The 19,388-nt window shown below is 54.0% G+C and carries 15 protein-coding genes and 2 pseudogenes; 4 read left to right on the forward strand and 13 right to left on the reverse strand.

What is annotated here, in order from left to right; genetic code table 11:
- Window positions 1-4: 4 nt before the first annotated feature.
- The 11 genes and pseudogenes from QMO62_RS13525 to QMO62_RS13575 form a co-directional block, all read right to left on the reverse strand.
- On the reverse strand, window positions 5-877 hold the full coding sequence (locus tag QMO62_RS13525; protein WP_284641606.1) for a carbohydrate ABC transporter permease: 873 nt from the start codon (window positions 875-877) through the stop codon (window positions 5-7).
- 28 nt (window positions 878-905) lie between these two features.
- A complete protein-coding gene (locus tag QMO62_RS13530; RefSeq protein ID WP_284641607.1) occupies window positions 906-1,865 on the reverse strand; it encodes an ABC transporter permease in 960 nt (319 codons plus the stop codon).
- Between the two features lie 256 nt (window positions 1,866-2,121).
- The gene (locus QMO62_RS13535; protein ID WP_284641609.1) at window positions 2,122-4,458 is read right to left on the reverse strand and encodes a helix-turn-helix domain-containing protein; all 2,337 of its coding nucleotides are present in this window, start codon (window positions 4,456-4,458) and stop codon (window positions 2,122-2,124) included.
- A gap of 437 nt (window positions 4,459-4,895) precedes the next feature.
- Window positions 4,896-5,711, reverse strand: coding sequence for a phosphonate ABC transporter, permease protein PhnE (gene phnE / locus QMO62_RS13540; protein WP_284644943.1), 816 nt, complete (start codon window positions 5,709-5,711; stop codon window positions 4,896-4,898).
- Window positions 5,706-6,503: pseudogene (phnE, locus tag QMO62_RS13545) on the reverse strand (phosphonate ABC transporter, permease protein PhnE); the annotation flags it as partial. The pseudogene phnE (QMO62_RS13545) and the gene phnE (QMO62_RS13540), both read right to left, overlap by 6 nt.
- The gene (phnC, locus tag QMO62_RS13550) at window positions 6,500-7,270 is read right to left on the reverse strand and encodes a phosphonate ABC transporter ATP-binding protein (protein WP_284641611.1); all 771 of its coding nucleotides are present in this window, start codon (window positions 7,268-7,270) and stop codon (window positions 6,500-6,502) included. The pseudogene phnE (QMO62_RS13545) and the gene phnC, both read right to left, overlap by 4 nt.
- 121 nt (window positions 7,271-7,391) lie before the next feature.
- Window positions 7,392-8,186 carry a lipid II flippase Amj family protein gene (locus QMO62_RS13555; RefSeq protein WP_284641612.1) on the reverse strand — a complete coding sequence of 265 codons (795 nt, stop codon included), beginning with the start codon at window positions 8,184-8,186 and terminating at the stop codon, window positions 7,392-7,394.
- Between the two features lie 195 nt (window positions 8,187-8,381).
- Window positions 8,382-9,155 (reverse strand): ABC transporter permease, encoded by a 774-nt coding sequence (locus QMO62_RS13560; protein WP_284641614.1) that lies wholly within the window; start codon window positions 9,153-9,155, stop codon window positions 8,382-8,384.
- A complete protein-coding gene (locus tag QMO62_RS13565) occupies window positions 9,148-10,071 on the reverse strand; it encodes an ABC transporter ATP-binding protein (RefSeq protein ID WP_284641616.1) in 924 nt (307 codons plus the stop codon). The genes QMO62_RS13560 and QMO62_RS13565 overlap by 8 nt, the downstream gene beginning before the upstream one ends.
- A 99-nt stretch (window positions 10,072-10,170) precedes the next feature.
- Window positions 10,171-10,983, reverse strand: a complete 813-nt coding sequence (locus QMO62_RS13570; protein WP_284641618.1) for a uroporphyrinogen-III synthase — start codon at window positions 10,981-10,983, stop codon at window positions 10,171-10,173.
- A 396-nt stretch (window positions 10,984-11,379) separates the two neighbouring features.
- Window positions 11,380-12,441: a TRAP transporter substrate-binding protein gene (locus tag QMO62_RS13575; protein WP_284641619.1), complete on the reverse strand. Its 1,062-nt coding sequence runs from the start codon at window positions 12,439-12,441 to the stop codon at window positions 11,380-11,382.
- Between the two features lie 139 nt (window positions 12,442-12,580).
- Between QMO62_RS13575 and QMO62_RS13580 the strand changes: the two genes are divergently transcribed.
- The 3 genes from QMO62_RS13580 (at window position 12,581) to QMO62_RS13590 (ending at window position 15,664) form a co-directional block, all read left to right on the forward strand.
- A complete protein-coding gene (locus QMO62_RS13580; RefSeq protein WP_284641621.1) occupies window positions 12,581-13,153 on the forward strand; it encodes a hypothetical protein in 573 nt (190 codons plus the stop codon).
- Window positions 13,154-13,283: 130 nt separating this feature from the next.
- Window positions 13,284-14,906 (forward strand): ATP-binding protein, encoded by a 1,623-nt coding sequence (locus QMO62_RS13585; RefSeq protein WP_284641622.1) that lies wholly within the window; start codon window positions 13,284-13,286, stop codon window positions 14,904-14,906.
- Between the two features lie 20 nt (window positions 14,907-14,926).
- The gene (locus QMO62_RS13590) at window positions 14,927-15,664 is read left to right on the forward strand and encodes a response regulator (RefSeq protein WP_284644944.1); all 738 of its coding nucleotides are present in this window, start codon (window positions 14,927-14,929) and stop codon (window positions 15,662-15,664) included.
- Between the two features lie 8 nt (window positions 15,665-15,672).
- Here QMO62_RS13590 and QMO62_RS13595 read toward each other — a convergent pair.
- Both QMO62_RS13595 and QMO62_RS13600 read right to left on the reverse strand, forming a co-directional pair.
- A pseudogene (locus tag QMO62_RS13595) lies at window positions 15,673-16,707 on the reverse strand (amidase family protein).
- Between the two features lie 27 nt (window positions 16,708-16,734).
- Entirely contained in the window at window positions 16,735-17,757 is a 1,023-nt protein-coding gene (locus QMO62_RS13600) for a hypothetical protein (RefSeq protein WP_284641624.1), read from the reverse strand.
- Between the two features lie 192 nt (window positions 17,758-17,949).
- Here QMO62_RS13600 and QMO62_RS13605 point away from each other — a divergent pair, with 192 nt between their 5' ends.
- Window positions 17,950-19,377, forward strand: a complete 1,428-nt coding sequence (locus tag QMO62_RS13605) for an NAD-dependent malic enzyme (RefSeq protein ID WP_284641626.1) — start codon at window positions 17,950-17,952, stop codon at window positions 19,375-19,377.
- Window positions 19,378-19,388 lie beyond the last annotated feature (11 nt).

Genomic DNA, 19,388 nt, shown 5'->3' on the forward strand with positions numbered 1-19,388 from the left:
GATATTACCCCTTTACGGAGCCAAGCATAACGCCTTTGGCAAAATGCTTTTGTAAAAACGGGTAAACGATGATAATCGGCAGCGTAGCGAAAACGATAACAGCCATTTTAATGGTAAGAGGCTGAATATTCATTTCGTCGACGCTTACATCACCCACCCGGCTGCTGGCATTGATAACGATCTCTCGCAGTAACACCTGCACCGGCCATTTGGTATTGTCATTGATGTACATTACGGCGCTAAAAAATTTGTTCCAATGGTCGACCGCATAAAAAAGTCCGAAGGTGGCCATAGCCGGAAGCGATAACGGAAGAACGATACGCAGGAGAATACCCAGGTCGTTGCAGCCGTCAATTTTGGCGGAGTCCTCCAGCCCGTCCGGCATTTGCTGGAAGAAGTTCTTAAGCACGATTAGGTTGAAGGCGCTGATCGCCGTCGGAATCATGAGGGACCACAAGGAATTGATCATGCCTAGTGACTTAACCACATAATAGGTCGGAATCAGCCCGCCGCTGAATAACATCGTGAAGAGAACGGCAAGGAGCATTAACCGGCGTCCCTTCAGATGAGGACGAGAAAGTGGATAAGCAAGCAGGGAGGTAAACAGCAGGTTAATGATGGTGCCCACCACTGTCACATAGATGGAAACCCCCAAGCTGCGAACCAGCGTATCCGTGGAAAAAATGTATTGGTAAGCAGCAAGGGAGATTTCCTTCGGGTATAAGATAAAGCCGCCTTCCGCTACGATGTGCGGTGCCGTGAAGGAGACCGCCAGAACATATACGAAGGGAAGAATACAAACAATCCCCATGATACCGAGCAAACTATAGTTCACAGCATCGAAGAGCCGATTGCCCCATGTTTTATCATAATTCATGGTGTTCCGTCCTCCTTTCCTTCATAAATTAGTAAACGCCTTCCTCGCCGAAGCGCTTGGCCAGCCAGTTAGCGGATAGAACTAGCACCAGTCCCACAGCGGATTTGAACAATCCTACGGCTGCGCTGTAGCTAAACTGCCCTTGGGTTAGACCTTTGACATACACATACGTATCGAACACTTCCCCAACCTCGCGGTTTGTAGGGGTCAACATCAGGAAGATGTGCTCGAACCCGGAATCCAGGAAATTGCCGAGCCTCAGAATCAGCAATATGACGATTGTGCTTCGAATGGCCGGCAGCGTAATATGCCATAATTGCCGCCAGCGTCCCGCTCCATCCATCCTGGCCGCCTCATACAGCTGCAAATCGACTCCCGCAAGGGCGGCTAAGAAGATGATGGTGCCCCAGCCGACCTCTTTCCAGATCGATTGACCGACGATCATCGTTCGGAACCAGTCCGGCTCGAGCAGGAAAGGGATTTTCACCCCCGTCATCATAAAGAGGAGCTCGTTTACCGCTCCCCCTTCGGTAGTGAAGAGGATATAGAAGATCCCGACTACGACTACCCACGAAACAAAGTGGGGAATGTAAACGAGGGTTTGAACGAATCTCTTGTATCGCTCCAAACGGACTTCGTTCAGCATGAGCGCCAATATAATCGGCAGCGGGAAAAAGAAGACGAGATTGTAGACGGCCAGCAAAGCCGTGTTACGGAACAGCATCCAGAACTGATCCTCGCTGAAGAATCGTTCGAAATGCTTCATACCAACCCAAGGGCTGTCCATAAACCCAAGATGCGGTTTAAAGTCCTGAAACGCCATGATGAGTCCATACATCGGCACATATTTGAATACTAGAAAATACGCCAGGCCGGGCAAGGCCATAAAGTAAAGCCACCTGTCCTTCAGCAGTGCTTTGCCCCATCCTTGCCATCTGGATGGTGCGGCTGCCGTTGGCTGGACGTATTTTTTTTGGAGTGTGCTCATCCTCCCGCCTCCTTCCGAATGTGTTGTTTTCGCTTTCTGAGTCTCATTATGTCGTCCCCGGCTGTAACATGCTATACACCGGGGATAACCTCTTGACCGAAAGCGCCGTGAACGCCTGTCCAGCGGGCTTTTTCTCAAGAAATGAACCGGAAGCAACCATCAGCTACCCCAAGATAACCAGGTCCGCACAAAGAAAAAATCCCGCCGGAACAGCAGCCGCCGCTGCTTATTCCGTTAAACGGGATTTCAAACCAATCTAGGGATTATATGGATTATTGCTCTCTCGATACTGTCCCGGCGTCATGCCGACGATTTTACGAAATGTACGAATAAAGGCGGTTGTGTTGGAGTAGTTCAGCTTATCCGATATATCCGACACCTTCATGCTGGTGGACTCCAGCCATTGCTTGGCAAGCGTCATTCGGTAATCCGTTACATAATCGCTGAAGGTCATGCCCGTCTCTTTCTTAAAGACACGACTGACATACACTGGGTGAAAATGCAGCTCCGCCGCGCAGCTCTCCAGCGTGATTTCCTGATCGTACCGCTCCTGAATCATTTGAATGACCCTTTGGGCAATACTGAGGTATTGTGATTCCGACTGCAGTTGAAGGAACGATTCAATCGGCTCCAGCAGCTCGCTCTTGAACCATTCCCGAATATCGTCGTGCGTACTCATCCGCAGCAGCCTGCTGAAGGAAGCACCCTCTCCAAGCACATGCTGCACTGTGCCGCCTTTCTCCTGAACAATCTGATATAAGCGCGACACCAGCTGCATCAATAAGGCCGGATATTCCTTGACGCTCAGTTGGCTTTCCGTAAGCTCGTTCATAAATTTATCCAGCCACGGAACGGCGCTGTCCATATTGCCCTGCCGGATCGCCTGAACCAGCTGATCCTCCGTCCACTTGAGCTGATTGTATGCCGTAGCAGCCATCTCGCTCATGCCGGAGCGCAGACCCTCGTAGTGCAAAATTAAGCTATTCCCCAAATAAATTCGGCTCTTCAACGCATCCAGGCTTTCATTGTAAGCCCGCGGCGCTTCGGACGCTCTAAGAAACGGACGGCTAATGCCGATGCTGACACTGACTTGAAGAAATTCCGAGACCTTGGATTTAATCAGCTCGCTTACTTCGTACGTGAACTCCAGCCAATCGGACTCCTGCTCGAAGTTCGTGGCCAGCAGAGTGACCTGCGACTGCTCCAGTAACACATGACTGAACCGCTGATGGGCGGGAATCAGCTCCCCGACCATGTTGTGAATAGCGAATAACAACAGCTCTTTGTCCGGTTCCCGGTAACGGGTATCCTGTAAGGTGTCGATCTGCAGCGTCAGGACCGCTAATTGTTTCCAATCGGACGGGAAGCCGTACTGCCGGATGCGGGAAGCGATATCCTTCTCCGACAGCTGCCCCGTAAACAGCTTCAGCATGAAGTAGTCCTTCAATTGGGAGAGATGATCCTGCATCTGCTGCTGAAGCCTCTGTCCGTTGCTGAACAAGGTAAGAAACCGCTCTTCAAGCGATCGGAATTCGTCCTTGCCCGTCATCCCTTCCGTTTGCACCGCTTGGGTCATTTCGGCCAGCCTTTTGATCGGTCTGTACATTCTTCGGCTGACCACCCAGGCAATGAAGCCGACAACAACAAGCACCGCGCTGCAGGCGACCAAGGTACCCGTACCGATTTTCCTGGATTCTCGCGTTATCTCATCCAAGGAAGCAACGGAGACATAGATCCAGCCGTTATATTTGGACTGACGGTAAGAGAACACCATCTCTTCGTCCCCCAGCTTGCCTTGGATAAAACCGACGGTTTGCCCTGTCTGTGCAATACTATCGATAATCTGCGCATTGACTTGCAGGAAGGGAGCGGCCGTATCCTCGCTTCGCGCCAGGAAATCGATCCCATTGCGATCCATCATATAAATATGGCCCGATTGTCCTTCGGTGCTGTCAGCCAGCTTGGTTCTTAGCTGCGACTTTAAGAGGTCGATGATCAGGAAGCCTTTGGGCTGCATTGTGTATGGTAAAATCGGAAGCTTCACTACGAGTCGAAGCGTATCGGTGCGATGGACTCCCCCTCCTACTTGCAAGGAGGACACACTGTAGCCGGTATCCCAGAACATGTTGTTCGAGTGTGAGGCATAATCGCCCAGATGCTTGTTAATATCCAGCTCCTGCAAGGAGCTGAAGGAAGTGTAGTTCAATGCCCAGCCCTGCTGCTGGTGAATCAGGTAGCTTTCTTGAATGCTGAATGGAGTCTGCAAGCTGTACAAGCCTGAATGAAGTTCACGAATCCGGAGATAATTGGCAGGCGTAAGCGATTCGGCCATCGCTGCTGTGATGGAGGGCGAATTGGCAAGCTGCATAGCGGTAAGCTCGAGCTGCTTCATATTCTGCTCCATGCTCATCTGCGTCTGGGCCAGGAGCTGCATGTGGCTTTCCTTCGTTTTGTGCTCCACATCCTCCGCCGCAATGTAATAAGCATACAAGCCGAGGGCCATCACCGGGATGGCTCCGATAAACAAGCTAAATGCAAGCAGCAGCTTCATGTACTGGGGAACGTGCCCCGTCAGTTTCCACTTTGTGCGCATGATGGTTGAACCCCTCACAGATAGCTCTTGGTTAGAAGTCCTACTATTATATATTAAAACGCTTACATATGGCAATGTTTTAAGCAGTTGAAGCCAAACTATCATCAGAGATGGCTAAGTTAAGAAAAACCGCCTTGCGGCGTCCTATTTGAAATCTCTGCATGCTAAACACATACTTTTGGCGCATGGGGAGGGATGGGACTATTTCTCCTTTCTGTAGGAGGGACTCCAAGGAAGAACAGCCAAGGGTGCACCTGTTTTTTCTGCTCTTTCCGTTAACATTTGCCGAATCAATTTTCAATACGACTGTCTACCATTTACGCAGCTTCTTGTAGGGGATGTAGCCATATGTCTTCCATTCTCCGTGCTCCGTCATCTTACTATGTTGAAAAAAAAGCTTTCCCCCGGGATCGGATCCGGAAGAAAGCTATCCTTTATTATACAAGTCGTTTGCGAATATAGCCGGAAATGAGATCGATCAGCGTGACCATTACGATAATTCCCAGCAGAATGATCCCTACCCGCGGCCATGCACGCGCCTCTAAGGCGAACAGCAGGGGCGTACCGATTCCCCCCGCTCCGACGATACCAAGAATGGAAGCCGAGCGGATATTGATTTCAAAACGATACAACGAGAAGGAGAAAAATTCCGGCAGCACCTGCGGTATGACGGCAAACCACAGCACCTGCAGCCGGTTCGCGCCGCAAGCGGTCAGCGCCTCGGTCGGCCCGAGATCCATGTTCTCGATCGCCTCCGAGTACAGCTTCGCGAGCATCCCGATGGAGTGAAGTCCAAGAGCCAATACCCCGGCATAAGCGCCCGGACCTACGGCCTTGATGAAGATGATCGCCATCACGATCTCCGGGAACGTACGGATACAGCTGAGAATGAATTTGCCGCTGCCGGTTACGGACTTGAATTTGCTCATATTGTTAGCTGCCCAGAAAGCGAACGGCACGGCCAGAATCGCCGAAATGAACGTGCCGAGAATAGAAATCGCGAGCGTATCCAGCAGGCCGCGCAGCAAATCCTCGCCCTCGGGAATGTACACATAGGCCCAATCCGGGTGGAACAGCCCTCTGACGATCGCTCTGGAGATTTGTCCGGCCGTCTCTTTAATGCCCTCAAATTGAATGCCGGTAAAGGACCAGGCATACAAGGCGAAGATGATAACAGCCACCAGCCAGAAACGGATGCGAAAGCCGGAAGGCTTGCTTGCCGTCGCCGCCGAGGTCGATTTGCCGTAAAGCAAATATTCGCGAATCCGCGTACTGATATAATCGATGACAAGGACGACGATCAGAGTGACCAAAATAATCAACGACGCGCGGTCATATCGAAGCTGGTTGAGCGAGCGGTCGAGAAGCAGACCGATCCCTCCGGCGCCTACCAGACCGAGAACTGCCGCTGCACGAACATTGACCTCAAAAGTATAGAGCAGATAAGCCAAAAACTGAGCCAGCACCTGAGGCACAACACCGAACTGAATCCACTGTATCTTATTGGCGCCGACGGCTGTCATCGCCTCCAGCGGCCCCGGATCAATGGCTTCGATGGACTCATAAGTCAGCTTGGCGATCAAACCGAACGAAAAGAATACGATCGCAAGCACACCCGCCAAAGGCCCCAAACCGAAGATCGCTACGAAAATCGCCGCGAACAGAAGCTCCGGAATCGTACGGATCAGGTTGAGAATGAACCGCGCCGGATAGTAAAGCCAAAGTGCCTTCGTCACATTGCCCGCCGCCAGGAAGGCAACCGGGATCGCAAGGAGCGCGCCGAAGGTCGTTCCGATGACGGCCATTTGGATCGTCTGCATCATCGGCTTAAAGATGACGTCAATATAGCTCCAATCGGGCGGAACCATGTCAACCAGAAGCTTGCCCATTTCCGGCATGCCGGTGATCAAATCCGTAAGGGTCGCCTCCGTCTTGAAGGCGCTCCAGACCATCAGCGCCAGGAGGATCAAGATGGTAACATAGGTTTTGGTCCGCGGCGGCTTCCTTGGCGGGGCGGACGAGGAGAGCGCGTTAGGCTTGCTCACGCTTCCACCCCCAGCAGCTCATCCTTCTTAATGGCGCGTCCGTAAATTTCGGAGAATTTCTCATCCGTCGCTTCCGATACCGGACCGTCGAACACCACTTGTCCCGCGCGAAGACCGATAATCCTTGTGGCATACTCGCGCGCCAGGTCGATAAAGTGAAGATTTACGACTGTCGTGATTCCAAGCTCCTGATTAATGCGCTTGAGGTCGTCCATGACCTGGCGGGTCGTAAGCGGGTCAAGCGAGGCAACCGGCTCGTCTGCAAGAATGATCTTTGCTTCCTGAGCCAATGCGCGCGCAATGGAAACCCGCTGCTGCTGACCGCCGGACAGCTCATCCGCCCGGGCGTATGCCTTCTCGCGGATATTGACACGCTCCAGCGCCTTCAGCGCCAGCTCGACATCATGCTTAGGGAATAAGCCCAGAAGGGTTCGCAAGGTCGAGTGATAGCCAACCCGACCTGACAATACGTTCCGAAGAACGGAAGAACGCTTCACGAGATTGAAATTTTGGAATATCATCCCGATATCCCGGCGCAGATGCCGAAGATTGACGCCGGAGGCGGCCGTGATGGATTTTCCGTCAATCAATATTTGTCCATCGGTTATTTCATGCAGGCGGTTGATCGAACGAAGCAGGGTCGATTTCCCCGCGCCGGACAAGCCCACGATCACTACGAATTCCCCTTTATTCATCTTCAGGTTAATGTCCTTCAGACCTACTGTACCGTTGGGATATACTTTAGAAACGTTCTTAAATTCAATCATAGCGTACGAATCCCTTCTCAATTGAAATGGCCAACATTCTATGATTCGACACGAATCGCACATTTCCTCTTTGCACAGTACATCTTTACTAAACATTAACTTTGCCTTTTTATGCCATAAGTCACAGCCATCCGACGGCCCATACGATGAGGTAGGCACCGGGAAGAAGCAGCACTTGTGCGAGCAATGTTCCAAGCAGTCTGGACAGCATCAATAGCCCGAACATTTTGTTCATCTCGGTCAAATGCGACGGGTCCGACAGAGCCCGGTCCGTCAGCAGGGCCACCTGCGGATCGATCAGCAGTGTCAGCAGGATGGTCGCAATCCCGTTGATCAGCCCTGAGGACTGGGAGGCCGCTGTAGCGGATGCGGGAACCAGATAAGATGCGTACAGCGCCGCAAGCACACCCACGGTATAAATACCCGATACTAGGGTATTCAACAGCAGGAGCCTCTTCGGAATCCCCCCGATGCGCAGACGGGACAGCATCTCGAGCCGGGGCCGGCGTAGATGAGCCTGCACGTGCCTCAGCTTCCGAACGGTTACCCCGTGCAGCATTTGCGGCATAGAGCCCGCAGCCTCCAGATGCGCAACCAGCCGCATGGAGATAAAGACAGCTGTAGGAAAAAGCAATATGGCCAGGATGGTTCCTACGGAAGCGGAGCCGATTATAAAATGGAGCTGTGTCCTTAGGTCCATTCCGATGCCGGCTTTTGCATCATCGATGATGCTGCCGGAGAGCGCACCCTGAAGCATGTTCGACGTACGAGCTACTATGAGAATAATACCGGTAATCGATAAAGCAACGGCTAGCTTGCCGGCCCTCACACCGGCCAGCCTGACGGCATAGCCCAACGTTTCAGCCAAATGGATGACGGCCGTTAAGCAGCAGATGATCAGCAGCTGCCCCGTCATACCCCGTTCACCCAAAAGAAGACTAACATGGCTACCTCTCCCTTATATCATGTCAAGTCATCGGCCGAGCGATTCACAGCTTCTCCAATTGTTGCGCCTCGAGCTGGAAGCCCGTGTGAATACGCTAGTGCCCCTGATGCGAAAAACGAGATCTGTCCCGGCTGCCGCCGAGAGAGGTCTCGTTTGTTCATGGGGTTAGGCGCCTGCTACGTCGCGCCGCGTAAAGATCAGCCAGGAAATTGCATAAAATAATATCCAGTAGACGACCAGCATCGTAACGGAAAATCCCAAAGTCATTCCGGGCACGATCGGCTTGCCCCCGGAGAAATAGGGCGTCAGGTCCGTATTGGCAAACAGCACATATTTCACCCAGGTATAGTTGAGTCTCGCCATAGCCGCCACAATGGTAGTTGCCGTAAACATCAGGAAAATCGAGATGCCGATCGCCAGCGAGCTGCTGCGGAACACCGTTGAGATCATGAAAGCCATCGTTGCGGCCATAACGATTTGGAGCGTCTCCAAGCCGTAGCTCCCCAGCAGCTCCCCTACGCTGAAGCTCGGATTCAAAGGTCCGCTCACGCCGAAGAGCAGCAGTCCCGTAAAGTAGGAAAATACGAGCACCAGAATCAGCTGAACGATTAGAAACAGCAGTACCGCGATATACTTGCTCAGCAGAATCTTACTGCGGGATGCGGGTCGAATCAGCAGCAGCTTGATCGTTCCCCAGCTGAATTCGGAAGCAACGATGTCCCCCGCCAAAATGATCGTAAAGATAAACACCAGCGACGACAAGCTCACCGCCATTTCCATGAAGGTCAATACATGCCCGATGCCGGCATTGATCACGAATTTCAGCAGCGCCCCCAAGGAGATGACCGAAAGGACCAAAATAGCCAGCATGATCCAGGTTCTTAGGCGGGCGTAAATTTTTTGCTGCTCGTTCACCACGAGCCGAAGCAGACTAGACAATTTGATTCCCCCTCGTCACTTCAAGGAACTGATCCTCAAGGGTTTTGTTTCGGGAGCGAATGGCATACACCCGAATGCCGTTCTTGACCAGCTGCTCATTCATTGCGGCTACCGCCTCCCGACGGTCCGGCAGCAGTACGACCAGCTCAGAGCCGTTCTCAATCCGTCCTTCTGCGGAAAGCAAGGCCAGCGCCTCCTCCGGACGGTCCACCTCGAAGCCGATTTCCTGCAATCCTCCCGCCGCCGGCTCGTCCCGGAACGAGCGTACGTCCAGCAGCTTGCCGTTCTGGATAATGGCGACGCGGTCGCACATCAGCTCCATCTCCGAGAGCAGGTGACTCGAGACGATTACCGCCAAGCCCTCCTCCCGTGCCAGTCTGCGCAAATAATCCCGCAGCTCGCGGATGCCTTCCGGATCCAGACCGTTCGTAGGCTCATCAAGGATGAGCACGGAGGGCTTATGCAGTATGGCCTGCGCGACCCCAAGCCGCTGCCGCATTCCAAGGGAATAGGTTCTTACTTTATCGTCAATCCGGCTCTCCAGTCGAACCAGGCGGATAACCTCATCCAGGCGCTCCGGAGTAACTCCTTCGTTCATTCTGGCAAAATGCTGCAGGTTCTGATAGCCCGACATAAAGCCGTAAAACTCTGGATTTTCCACAATCGCACCGACATGCCGCATCGCTTGCTCGAATTGGTTACGCACGCTTAAGCCGCGAATGGTAACTTCGCCCTCGCTCATTGTAATCAAGCCTACCATCATGCGGATGGTTGTCGTTTTCCCTGCCCCGTTCGGCCCCAGAAAGCCGAATACCTCCCCCGGATTGACCTCGAAGGAGAGCCCGTCCACAATCGTTTTGCCGCCGATTCGCTTCGTTACGCCTTGCAATACTACCACTGAAGAAGTATCGTTCATTAGACCTCCTGCATCAAAAAGAAAAAGGATATGGTTCCTTCCCATGATTAGGAAAAGTATACCATACCCTAAGGTTAGCACCAAGCGTATCGCCTGATGCTATTCCGCCGCTCCGGCGTAATATTTGGCTAAAGCAACGATCATGCTTCCCATGCGTTCTTCCTCCGGCGCCACAACCCGCCCGATCCCTTCCTCCCGGAGCGCCTCAGCCGTAACCTTCCCTACGGCCACGGCTACTACGCGGTCGCGGAAGGCTGCAACGACCCGGTCCGCAAACCCCTTCTCCCTTGCGTAAGCCATCAAGAACCGTACCTGGGGCGTGCTGGTAAAGGTAACGGCATCCACTTCATGCTCCAGCACTTCCCTCAGAAGCGTATCTACAACGGCGAGCTCCGGCGGTACGTGAACATACGGCAGGATTTCATAGAAGTCCGCTCCCTGCTCCCGCAGCCAGCCTACCAGCTTCGGCGCATGGTCTCCATAAAGCTGAAGGGCAATCCGCTTCCCTGTTACTTGATAAGGCTGCAGAGCTCTGAGAATGCCGACCGTCGTACCGTCATCATCGCGGACTGTGGGCTCAAGCCCCAGCGATTTTAAATATTTGACCGTCTTGTAGCCTCTTGCGGCAAGCTTCGTTCGGCTTAGCGCCTCAATGAATTCCGCTTCCTTGCCGATGGCCGCAGCCGTCTGCACCAGCATCTCCGTCCCGACGCCTGTCGTCAGAATCACCCAGTCCGCGCCGTGCTCGATCAGCTTCCTGACCTCAGCGGCTACCTTTTCCTGCTCGGTTGTGACCGTCCCCTGCGCCGGCCGCACCAATGGGATTCCGCCAAGCTTCTCTACAATCACACTGAGCTCGGCGGCCTTGCGCGGTCCCGTCAAAGCGATTCGTTTGCCCTCTAGTCTGGACATGCGGGTTCCCCTCCTCTATCCGACGATTTGTCATGTCAGTTTAAGTAACATTATTAATTAGTACTATACCTGATGAGGAGATAGGCGACAATTCAGCATATTTTATCGAGTTCATAAGAAAAGCTTTTATTAATATTCAGGCAAACCCTCCAAAATTAACAATAACGGATTTTCGAGGTTCTATTTGGGCATTGTAAGGGCATCCGCGCTAAATAACGGATTTCGAAGGTGTTATTCTTGAGCAAACGGCTCGACAAACTACAATTTTCATGATGTTTCCCAGAATAACTCCTCGAAAATCCGCTATTTCTATTTACATCCCCTTTCACCGTATAATAAGTCCCTCAAAATCCGTTATCGGCCCGAGGCAACTGGCCCAAATAAACGCCCCAACGTTCAATGTTCCTCGTACTTGTCCTGAAGTTTCCGGATTTCTCCGATCAGTTCGCGTCCGATCTCCCTCTCAAACTGATCATACAGTGGCTCCCAAGCTTTTCTCCACTCCGTCCGCTCCTGCGGCGTTAAAGTATGAATTTCTACCGAGCCGGAGGCCTTAATATCGTTCCATTGCCGTTCATTCATCCGAATCGCATTCTCGTTCGCCCATGCGGAAGTCTCCGCCATCGCTTCTCTGATGCCTCGCTGCAGCTCCGGAGGGATTTGCGCCCAAAACTTCTTATTCATCAACACGGCATAGCCTAAATAGCCGTGATTGCTTAATGTCATAAATCGTTGAACCTGATAAAATTTTTTAGTGTAAATATTTGAGATGGTATTCTCACCGCCATCGACCAGACCCGTTTCCAGGCCGCGGTACACGTTATTGAACGGCATCGGAACGGATTTGACGCCCAGCAGCTTGAATTGTTCCTCAATGACCCGGCTTGGGATAATGCGGAACCTCTGATCCTGAAAATCCGACGGCTGCCGCAGCGGACCCCGGTTCGAGGTCATTTGCTTAAATCCGTTGCCCCAGTAGGCCAGTCCGATCATGTTCTTCTTTTCCAGCCTGCTGAAGAGCTGCTGCCCGATAGGACCTTCCATTGCTTCCTTCACTGCCTCTTGGGACAGGAAGGCGTATGGCAGGTCCATGACCAGCCAAGAGGGTACATGCTCGGACAGGTGCGAGGTCGAAGGAGCAATCATCTGGATCTCCCCGCGCATAAGCGCTTCCACCTCTCCGGCTTCCGCATACAAAACCCCGTTCGGATAAATCTCCACCTTGACTCGTTTACCCGTTTTTTCCTTGACCAAATCGGCGAACCGCTGCGCGGCTAACCCCTTGGGGGTGTTCTCGGCAACAACATGGCTGAATTTGATGATAAGCTCATTTCCGTACCCTTGCTGCTCATCGTCCTGCGGGACGGATCCCCATGTAAATGCAGGATAGAAGCCGATGAATAAGGCTGCGGTCAAGCCGAGCAAAACAAAAACAAGGGTTCCTGCCCAAGGCCTCATGTCGCCACCCCCTTCCCCGGCAGTCTGTGTGCTTGTGGTATCAGTATACAACAAATCGCCCCAAGGTATAGACGCATAAATTATTCTCGAAGAAACAGGCCATCCTAAGAGTAAAGGCAATGAAAGGGGCGTATGATGCATGACACGGCGGTTATTTTTTCTCCATAGCAGTCTGGCTCTACTCCTCCTGTTGACAGCTTGTGGAGGCACTACCGGGGGCGGCTCGGGCAAGGCATCCGAAGGGGGCGGCGGGCAGCAAGCGCAAAGCCAATCCTCCGGCAGCGAAGACCCCGTTAATAAAGAGCTTCAGCTCTATATGAAGATGTATCAGGAAATTAAAAAGCATGAGCAGGAGCGGGAGAAAAAGCTGCTGGAGGCCGATAAGGCACAGCTGAAGCAAATGCTGAAGAATCAGCAGGAGACGCTGGAGCGCGAGGTCGAGGAAGAAGAAAAGGTTCGCACGAAAAGCGGAATCACGATCTATGGCAGAAGTCCGGAAAAAGAATTTGAGCAGGAGAAGAAGGAAGAGCAGCAAAAGGGCGAAGGAAAAAGCGGCAGCATGTACGGCAAGGAACAGGGTGGCGATCAAGGCTCGGCAGGCGGCGGTGGTGGAGCTGAGGGAGGCAAGTCCGGCGGCGGGGGACAAGGCGGAGACAGCGGCGGCGAAACCAAGCAAAAAGACAAAACCGGCGGCGGGAAACAACAGGGATAGCCGTCGCACATAAACAACCGTGCTTGCTACCTCAAAGGGGCAAGGGCGGTTGTTTGTCGTATTTTCAACAGAGCGCATGCTGTTGTATGATGATACCAAGATTCCGTCAGGATAAAGGAGCCTCCAGCTCATGCTGCAGCGTTTACGAATTAATTGGAAAATTGCGATTCTCTCGTTCGGCATCGTGCTGTTCGCCTTATGTATCGGCGGCACGATCCTGCTCGGCGGCATCGTCAAGCTGAAGGAGGAGGAGCTCGGCCGCCGTCTGCTCGTGACGGCGCGAACGGTTGCGGCGATGCCGGAGGTCACGGCCGGGCTCGCCGACCCGGCGAAGCGCGCCGGACTGCAGGCGGCCGCCGAGCGCATCCGCATCATCAACGACGCAACGTATGTCGTCGTGATGGATATGCATCGGGTGCGGCTGTCCCACCCGATCGAGCGCATGATCGGCACCGTCTCCACGGGGGCCGATGAAGGCTCTGCCTTTGCCGAGCACACGTACGTGTCCAAGGCAAAGGGGGAGCTCGGCACGGCGCTGCGCGCCTTCGTGCCGATCATGAACGCCGAGCATGAGCAAATCGGCGTCGCGCTTGTCGGGCGCATCATGCCGACACTTGGGCAGGTTGTGCTGGAGCAGTCGGGCCAAGCGTACATCGTGCTGCTGCTCTCGCTGCTGTTCGGGCTTTGGGGCTCCTGGAAGCTGGCCGGGCATATCAAGCACCAGATGTTCGAGCTGGAGCCTCACGAGATCGCAAGGCTGTTCGTCGAGCGCACCGCCACTTTCAACGCGATGCACGAGGGCGTCATCGCCATCGATAAGGACGAGAAGGTGACCGTCTTTAACGAGAAGGCCAAGCAAATGCTCCGTGTCGAAGGAGAAGTCATCGGACGGCCGATCCGCGACGTCATACCGGATACGCGGCTTCCCGAAATTTTACAGCTGAACCATCCGATTTATAATCAGGAGCTCACTATCGGCACCGCTCTTATCGTGAGCAACCGTGTCCCGATAAAAGTCGGAGCGAATACGGTCGGAGCCGTCGCCATCTTCCAGGACCGCACCGAGGTGACCCGCATGGCGGAGGAGCTGACAGGCGTCCGGGCTTTCGTCGATGCGCTTCGGGTACAGAATCATGAATACATGAACAAGCTTCATACGATCGGCGGATTGATCCAGCTGGGCAATAAGGATAAGGCCCTGGAATATTTATTTGAGGTGATAGAGCAGCGGGAGGAGCTGACGCGTTTCCTAAGCCAAAGATTTAAGGATGACAGCCTGACAGGGCTGCTGCTGGGCAAAATCAGCCGCGGCCGCGAGCTGGGCATCGAGGTGGAAATTGATCCGCAGAGCCGGCTGGAGCAGTTCCCGGAACGGCTGGATCATCATGATATGGTCATTCTTATCGGCAATCTGATGGAGAATGCGTTCGATGCCCTTCAGACGGTGCAGCGGGACAAGCGGGTATTTGTAAGTATGGAGCAGGATGACGACGTGCTATCCTTACTGGTGGAGGATAACGGCTGCGGCATGGAGGAGACGACGAGGGGACGACTATTCGAGCGGGGCTTCACGACGAAGGGCGGACCGGGGCGCGGGATCGGCCTTCACCTCATTGCCGGTATCTTGGAAAAAGGCGGCGGAACGATACGAATCGACTCCACGCCCGGAGAAGGCTCGTCGTTTATGCTGACCTTCCCTATGCATTCCCCGTTTGAAGATCAAGCCGGTAATCCGGATCCATCCGCTCACTAGGAGGAAACCAAGCTATGCGAATGATAGATGTGATTTTGATCGAGGATGACCCGATGGTGCAGGAGGTCAACCGCCAGTTTGTCGAGCGGGTGGAAGGCTTCCGGATCGTCGGCGTCGCCTCGAGCGGCGCGGAAGGGATCGAGCTGGTCCGCCGGCTGCAGCCGGAGCTGGTGTTCCTTGATATCTTCATGCCGGTGCTGGACGGGGTACAGACGCTCGGACAAATTCGCAGCGAAGCTCTGGCGGTCGATGTCATCGTGATCAGCGCGGCCAACGATATGACGACGATTCAGCGAATGCTTCATCAAGGAGCGGTGGACTACATCATTAAGCCGTTCAAATTCGAACGGGTAAAGCAGGCGCTCGAGCACTACCGGAGCAAAAAGGAGGCGCTCGAGCCCCGGGAGGGAAGCACCTTATCCCAAACGGAGCTGGACCGCTTACTGTTTGGACAAGCCTGTACGGGTAAAGACACAACCGGGCTTTACCCCAGCTTGACCCCGGCAGCTCCGGACCCTGCCGCACTGCTTCCGGATCTGCCTAAGGGACTGCAAGCAGCCACTTTGAGGCAGATTGTGCAGTACGTCGTTCAGCAAGGAACGCCTCTATCGGCTGAGGAAGTAGCGGAGGGCGTCGGGATCGCCCGCGTGACGGCAAGACGATACCTCGACCATTTGGAGAAAAGCGGCGTCTTCCGCCTCGACCTCCAATACGGCGTGGGCCGCCCTGTGAACAAATACGTGTATACAGGGCGGTAACAGCCCCTTTAAAGCACCGGCGGCACCCGATGCTTGGTGGCCTGCTCGTATGCGCAGGCGATGGCAATCAGCACCGGCTCGCTGTAGGCGTTGCCGACGAAGGTGACGCCCTGCGGACCTTTGGTCGTGTACCCTGCCGGCGCAATGATTCCGCTGGCTCGAGCCCCCAAATCCGAGCCGCCCACCGCCCCTAAAAACAGCAGAGCGTCCAGCTGATGCTCCTGCAGCGCATGATCGATGCCCTGCTCTCCGGCAAGCGTATGGTTTTTCCTCTTGCTGTCAAGGTAAAGCTCCTCCTCCAGCGTTCCGCTCGTCTCCTCGCTTCGCAGCAGACGGCTTTGCCCATATCGCAGCGCAGTCTCCTTATGCTGTTCATTTTCATTAAAGGCGATCAGCTCCTTCAAGGAATGCACCGGAACCGATTCCGGCAGCGCCGATAAGTAGTCATTGATTCCCTTTTTGAACTCATGCAGCATCACATTCCCGTCCCACTCGGTTTCTTCACAGGGAAGCTCCACCGGATCGACAATAACGGCCCCCTGCCATCGCGGCGCCGGAGCCCGAGCTGGAGCCGCCGACGAACAGCTCTCCCGGCCCGTACGGATTGCAGACCTGGACTCCGCGGGAATCGTATCGGACATATAATTCGCCCATTCGGTCATATTCGTCTTCCCCAAAAGCACAGCTCCGGCAGCACGCAGTTGCCCGGCCACGAAAGAATCCCGAATGGCATACGAATCCTCCAGCGCGATGGAGCCTGCGCTCGTATGCATGCGGTCCTTCGTATCGATGTTGTCCTTCAGCAGAATCGGGATGCCGTGAAGCAGTCCGCGGCTGCCCTTCTCCGCTCGCTCCCGGTCCAGCTCCCGAGCGATCGCCAAGGCATCGGGATTGAATTCCAGAACGGCGTTGACAGCCCCATTAAACTTCTCTATCCGCAACAGATAAAATCGCACCAGCTCCACGGAGGTAAGCCTTCCCTCCGTCATCACATACTGTAACTCGGCAATATCCGCCTCAAGTATCCAGTCTGTCTTATTCATTCTCCCTGGCTCCTATCCGTTCGTCGTTTATTGGGTCATTCGCTTTTTTAGCTCCATAGTCAGCAGCTCGGGTTCGTCGATCGCAGCATCGATTATCGTCACTTTACGATATAAGCCTAGAAGCGTACGCACTTGTACCTGCTCGGACAACCGAAGACGCAGGTTCGGCTGATCAAGAGCAGTTACGGCCGAGCAATTCTTAAGCTCCTTCGGTACCTCCAGCTCTCTGGCTGTTTCAACCGTCTCGATACTCGCTATGGGAACTTCCGCATCCAATGATAAGCCGTGCCGCAGGATCAAACGATCCGTCAACAGCAGAACGGGCTGCAGACGAAGTGCTCTACAGGAAGCAACGAGCCATACGATAACAGGCGCGTGCAGAAGTGTCGCGATCCAGGCGGCCCACTCCGAATATTGCATCAGCAGCAAATGCACTCCGAAGCCTTCCAGCAGCGAGAGCTTCAGAAGAAGCATCGTCCACAAGACGCTGTTGGATTTACGATGCACGGTAAACGCTTGGGCCTCCCTAGGCTCGTAAGGCACGGCACGCCAGGAGAAGAATGCATAGTAAACCATGGAAAGATCGTGAATCATCATGGATTTTAGAACATTCGGCTTTCCTTTATCCAGTAAAGCACATTTCAGCTTATCCAGAGGACTTATGACTTTCCGGGAAACGGCGAGGAACCGTCTTATGACGGTGTAGACCAAGTACAATTCGAATGTGATAAAAGCCAGCTCCAGCACAAAAACTCCCTGTCCTAGGGAACGCAGCAACGGCCACCGCTCTAAGTTTAGAAAAGAGTGGGAGGCTAAACAACCGAGGGCAATGACGGCAAGCACCTTTTTCCAGGAATGCCTGTTGCTTCTGACGATAAGTAAGTAGAAAAGGAACGGCAGCACGACAACCCAATCCAAGGCGACAGCAAGCTGCATCCAATCGCCTTCCGGATGGTGCTTTGCCTCTCGCAGCGCGAAAACATCAGCGAATATGACAAGCATCGCCAACACCGGGAACCAGAAAGAAACCTTACGCTTTGTCCACTGCATCGTATGTTCCTCCTTCGGATCCTATGCCTCCATTATAACCCGAACCAGGGACATTTGCTTCGGCAGGTTCTTCCGCTCCTCTCCCCTGACCAAAATGATCAAAACAACCATTATGTTCTAATGATTCCCTTCTCCTCTTGAAAGCGATATCATGGGTCCACAGACAAAGAACAAGGTTAGGAAGTGAACCCCATGTCCATTCCATCAGGCGCACATACCAGTATTATTCTCCGGCTCGAGCTGAATAAAGCAACCGCATCCTTCGCCCAAATCGCAGGTGCGATCGGAGAAGCCGGCGGCGACATCGTTGCTATTGACGTCAACCGATCCGATAAGGAGACCACCGTTCGCGACATCACCGTGAACGTCTACGATCAGAAGCATACCGACCTCATCGTGCAAGCGGTCAACGCCGTACCCGGCGTCAAGGTGCTTCACGTTTCGGACCATACCTTCCTGCTGCATATCGGCGGCAAAATCGAAACGACACCGAAAACGCCGATCAAAAACCGCGACGACCTGTCGCGTGTGTATACTCCCGGCGTAGCCCGAGTATGTATGGCGATCCATGAGAAGCCTTCGCGGGCCCATTCCCTGACGATCAAACGCAATACCATTGCCGTCGTATCGGATGGCTCGGCCGTGCTGGGACTCGGCAATATCGGCCCGGAGGCCGCGATGCCCGTTATGGAAGGCAAGGCTGTTCTCTTCAAGCAGTTTGCCGGCGTAGATGCCTTCCCGATTTGCCTCGACACACAGGATACGGAAGAAATTATCCGCATCGTGAAAGCGATTGCACCTACCTTCGGAGGCATTAATCTCGAAGACATTTCCGCACCGCGCTGCTTCGAGATCGAGCAGCGGCTGATTGAGGAGCTCGATATCCCTGTTTTCCATGACGATCAGCACGGTACCGCTGTAGTTCTGCTGGCCGGTCTGATGAATGCCGTGAAGCTCGTCGGCAAGCGGCTGGAGGATTGCAAGATCGTCGTCTGCGGCATCGGCGCCGCCGGCACCGCCTGCTCGAAGATTTTGCTCGCCGCAGGTGTCCGCAACCTGATCGGGGTGGACAAAGCCGGAGCGATCTCAAGCGGCCAGTCCTACGATAATTCCGCATGGCAGTGGTATGCGGAGCATACGAACCCGGAAGGCCTCACCGGTCAGCTGTCGGACGTCATTGCCGGCGCGGATGTATTTATCGGCGTCTCCGGTCCGGGCGTCCTGAAGACGACGGACCTGCAGCGTATGGCCAAGGATCCGATCGTCTTCGCCATGGCGAATCCGACACCGGAGATTTTGCCGGAGGAAGCCGAGCCTTATGTCCGGGTCATGGCTACCGGCCGTTCGGACTACCCGAACCAGATCAACAATGTTCTCTGTTTCCCGGGCATTTTCCGCGGCATTCTGGACTGCCGGGCCTCCCGGGTCACCGAAGAAATGAAGCTCGCCGCCGCCAAGGCCATCGCCTCTGTTGTGAGCGACGAGGAGCTGAACGAGTATTACATCATTCCCAGCGTGTTCAACCAATCCGTCGTCGAGAAGGTTCGCGAGGCCGTCATCCAGGCAGCGTACGATTCCGGCGTCGCCCGCAAGCAAGCTGCTACTACCAACACGAGATAAACGGAGGGATT

The sequence above is a fragment of the Paenibacillus silviterrae genome (assembly GCF_030167925.1).
Classification (GTDB): domain Bacteria; phylum Bacillota; class Bacilli; order Paenibacillales; family NBRC-103111; genus Paenibacillus_G; species Paenibacillus_G silviterrae.

Coding starts and splice junctions, on each gene's coding strand:
- QMO62_RS13575 (WP_284641619.1), bottom strand. CDS start 12,441: ATGAGGCCTTGGGCAGGAACCCTTGTTTTTGTTTTGCTCGGCTTGACC.
- QMO62_RS13570 (WP_284641618.1), bottom strand. CDS start 10,983: ATGTCCAGACTAGAGGGCAAACGAATCGCTTTGACGGGACCGCGCAAG.
- QMO62_RS13565 (WP_284641616.1), bottom strand. CDS start 10,071: ATGAACGATACTTCTTCAGTGGTAGTATTGCAAGGCGTAACGAAGCGA.
- QMO62_RS13590 (WP_284644944.1), top strand. CDS start 14,927: ATGATAGATGTGATTTTGATCGAGGATGACCCGATGGTGCAGGAGGTC.
- QMO62_RS13555 (WP_284641612.1), bottom strand. CDS start 8,186: ATGACGGGGCAGCTGCTGATCATCTGCTGCTTAACGGCCGTCATCCAT.
- QMO62_RS13525 (WP_284641606.1), bottom strand. CDS start 877: ATGAATTATGATAAAACATGGGGCAATCGGCTCTTCGATGCTGTGAAC.
- QMO62_RS13530 (WP_284641607.1), bottom strand. CDS start 1,865: ATGAGCACACTCCAAAAAAAATACGTCCAGCCAACGGCAGCCGCACCA.
- QMO62_RS13580 (WP_284641621.1), top strand. CDS start 12,581: ATGACACGGCGGTTATTTTTTCTCCATAGCAGTCTGGCTCTACTCCTC.
- QMO62_RS13605 (WP_284641626.1), top strand. CDS start 17,950: ATGTCCATTCCATCAGGCGCACATACCAGTATTATTCTCCGGCTCGAG.
- phnC (WP_284641611.1), bottom strand. CDS start 7,270: ATGATTGAATTTAAGAACGTTTCTAAAGTATATCCCAACGGTACAGTA.
- QMO62_RS13535 (WP_284641609.1), bottom strand. CDS start 4,458: ATGCGCACAAAGTGGAAACTGACGGGGCACGTTCCCCAGTACATGAAG.
- QMO62_RS13585 (WP_284641622.1), top strand. CDS start 13,284: ATGCTGCAGCGTTTACGAATTAATTGGAAAATTGCGATTCTCTCGTTC.
- QMO62_RS13600 (WP_284641624.1), bottom strand. CDS start 17,757: ATGCAGTGGACAAAGCGTAAGGTTTCTTTCTGGTTCCCGGTGTTGGCG.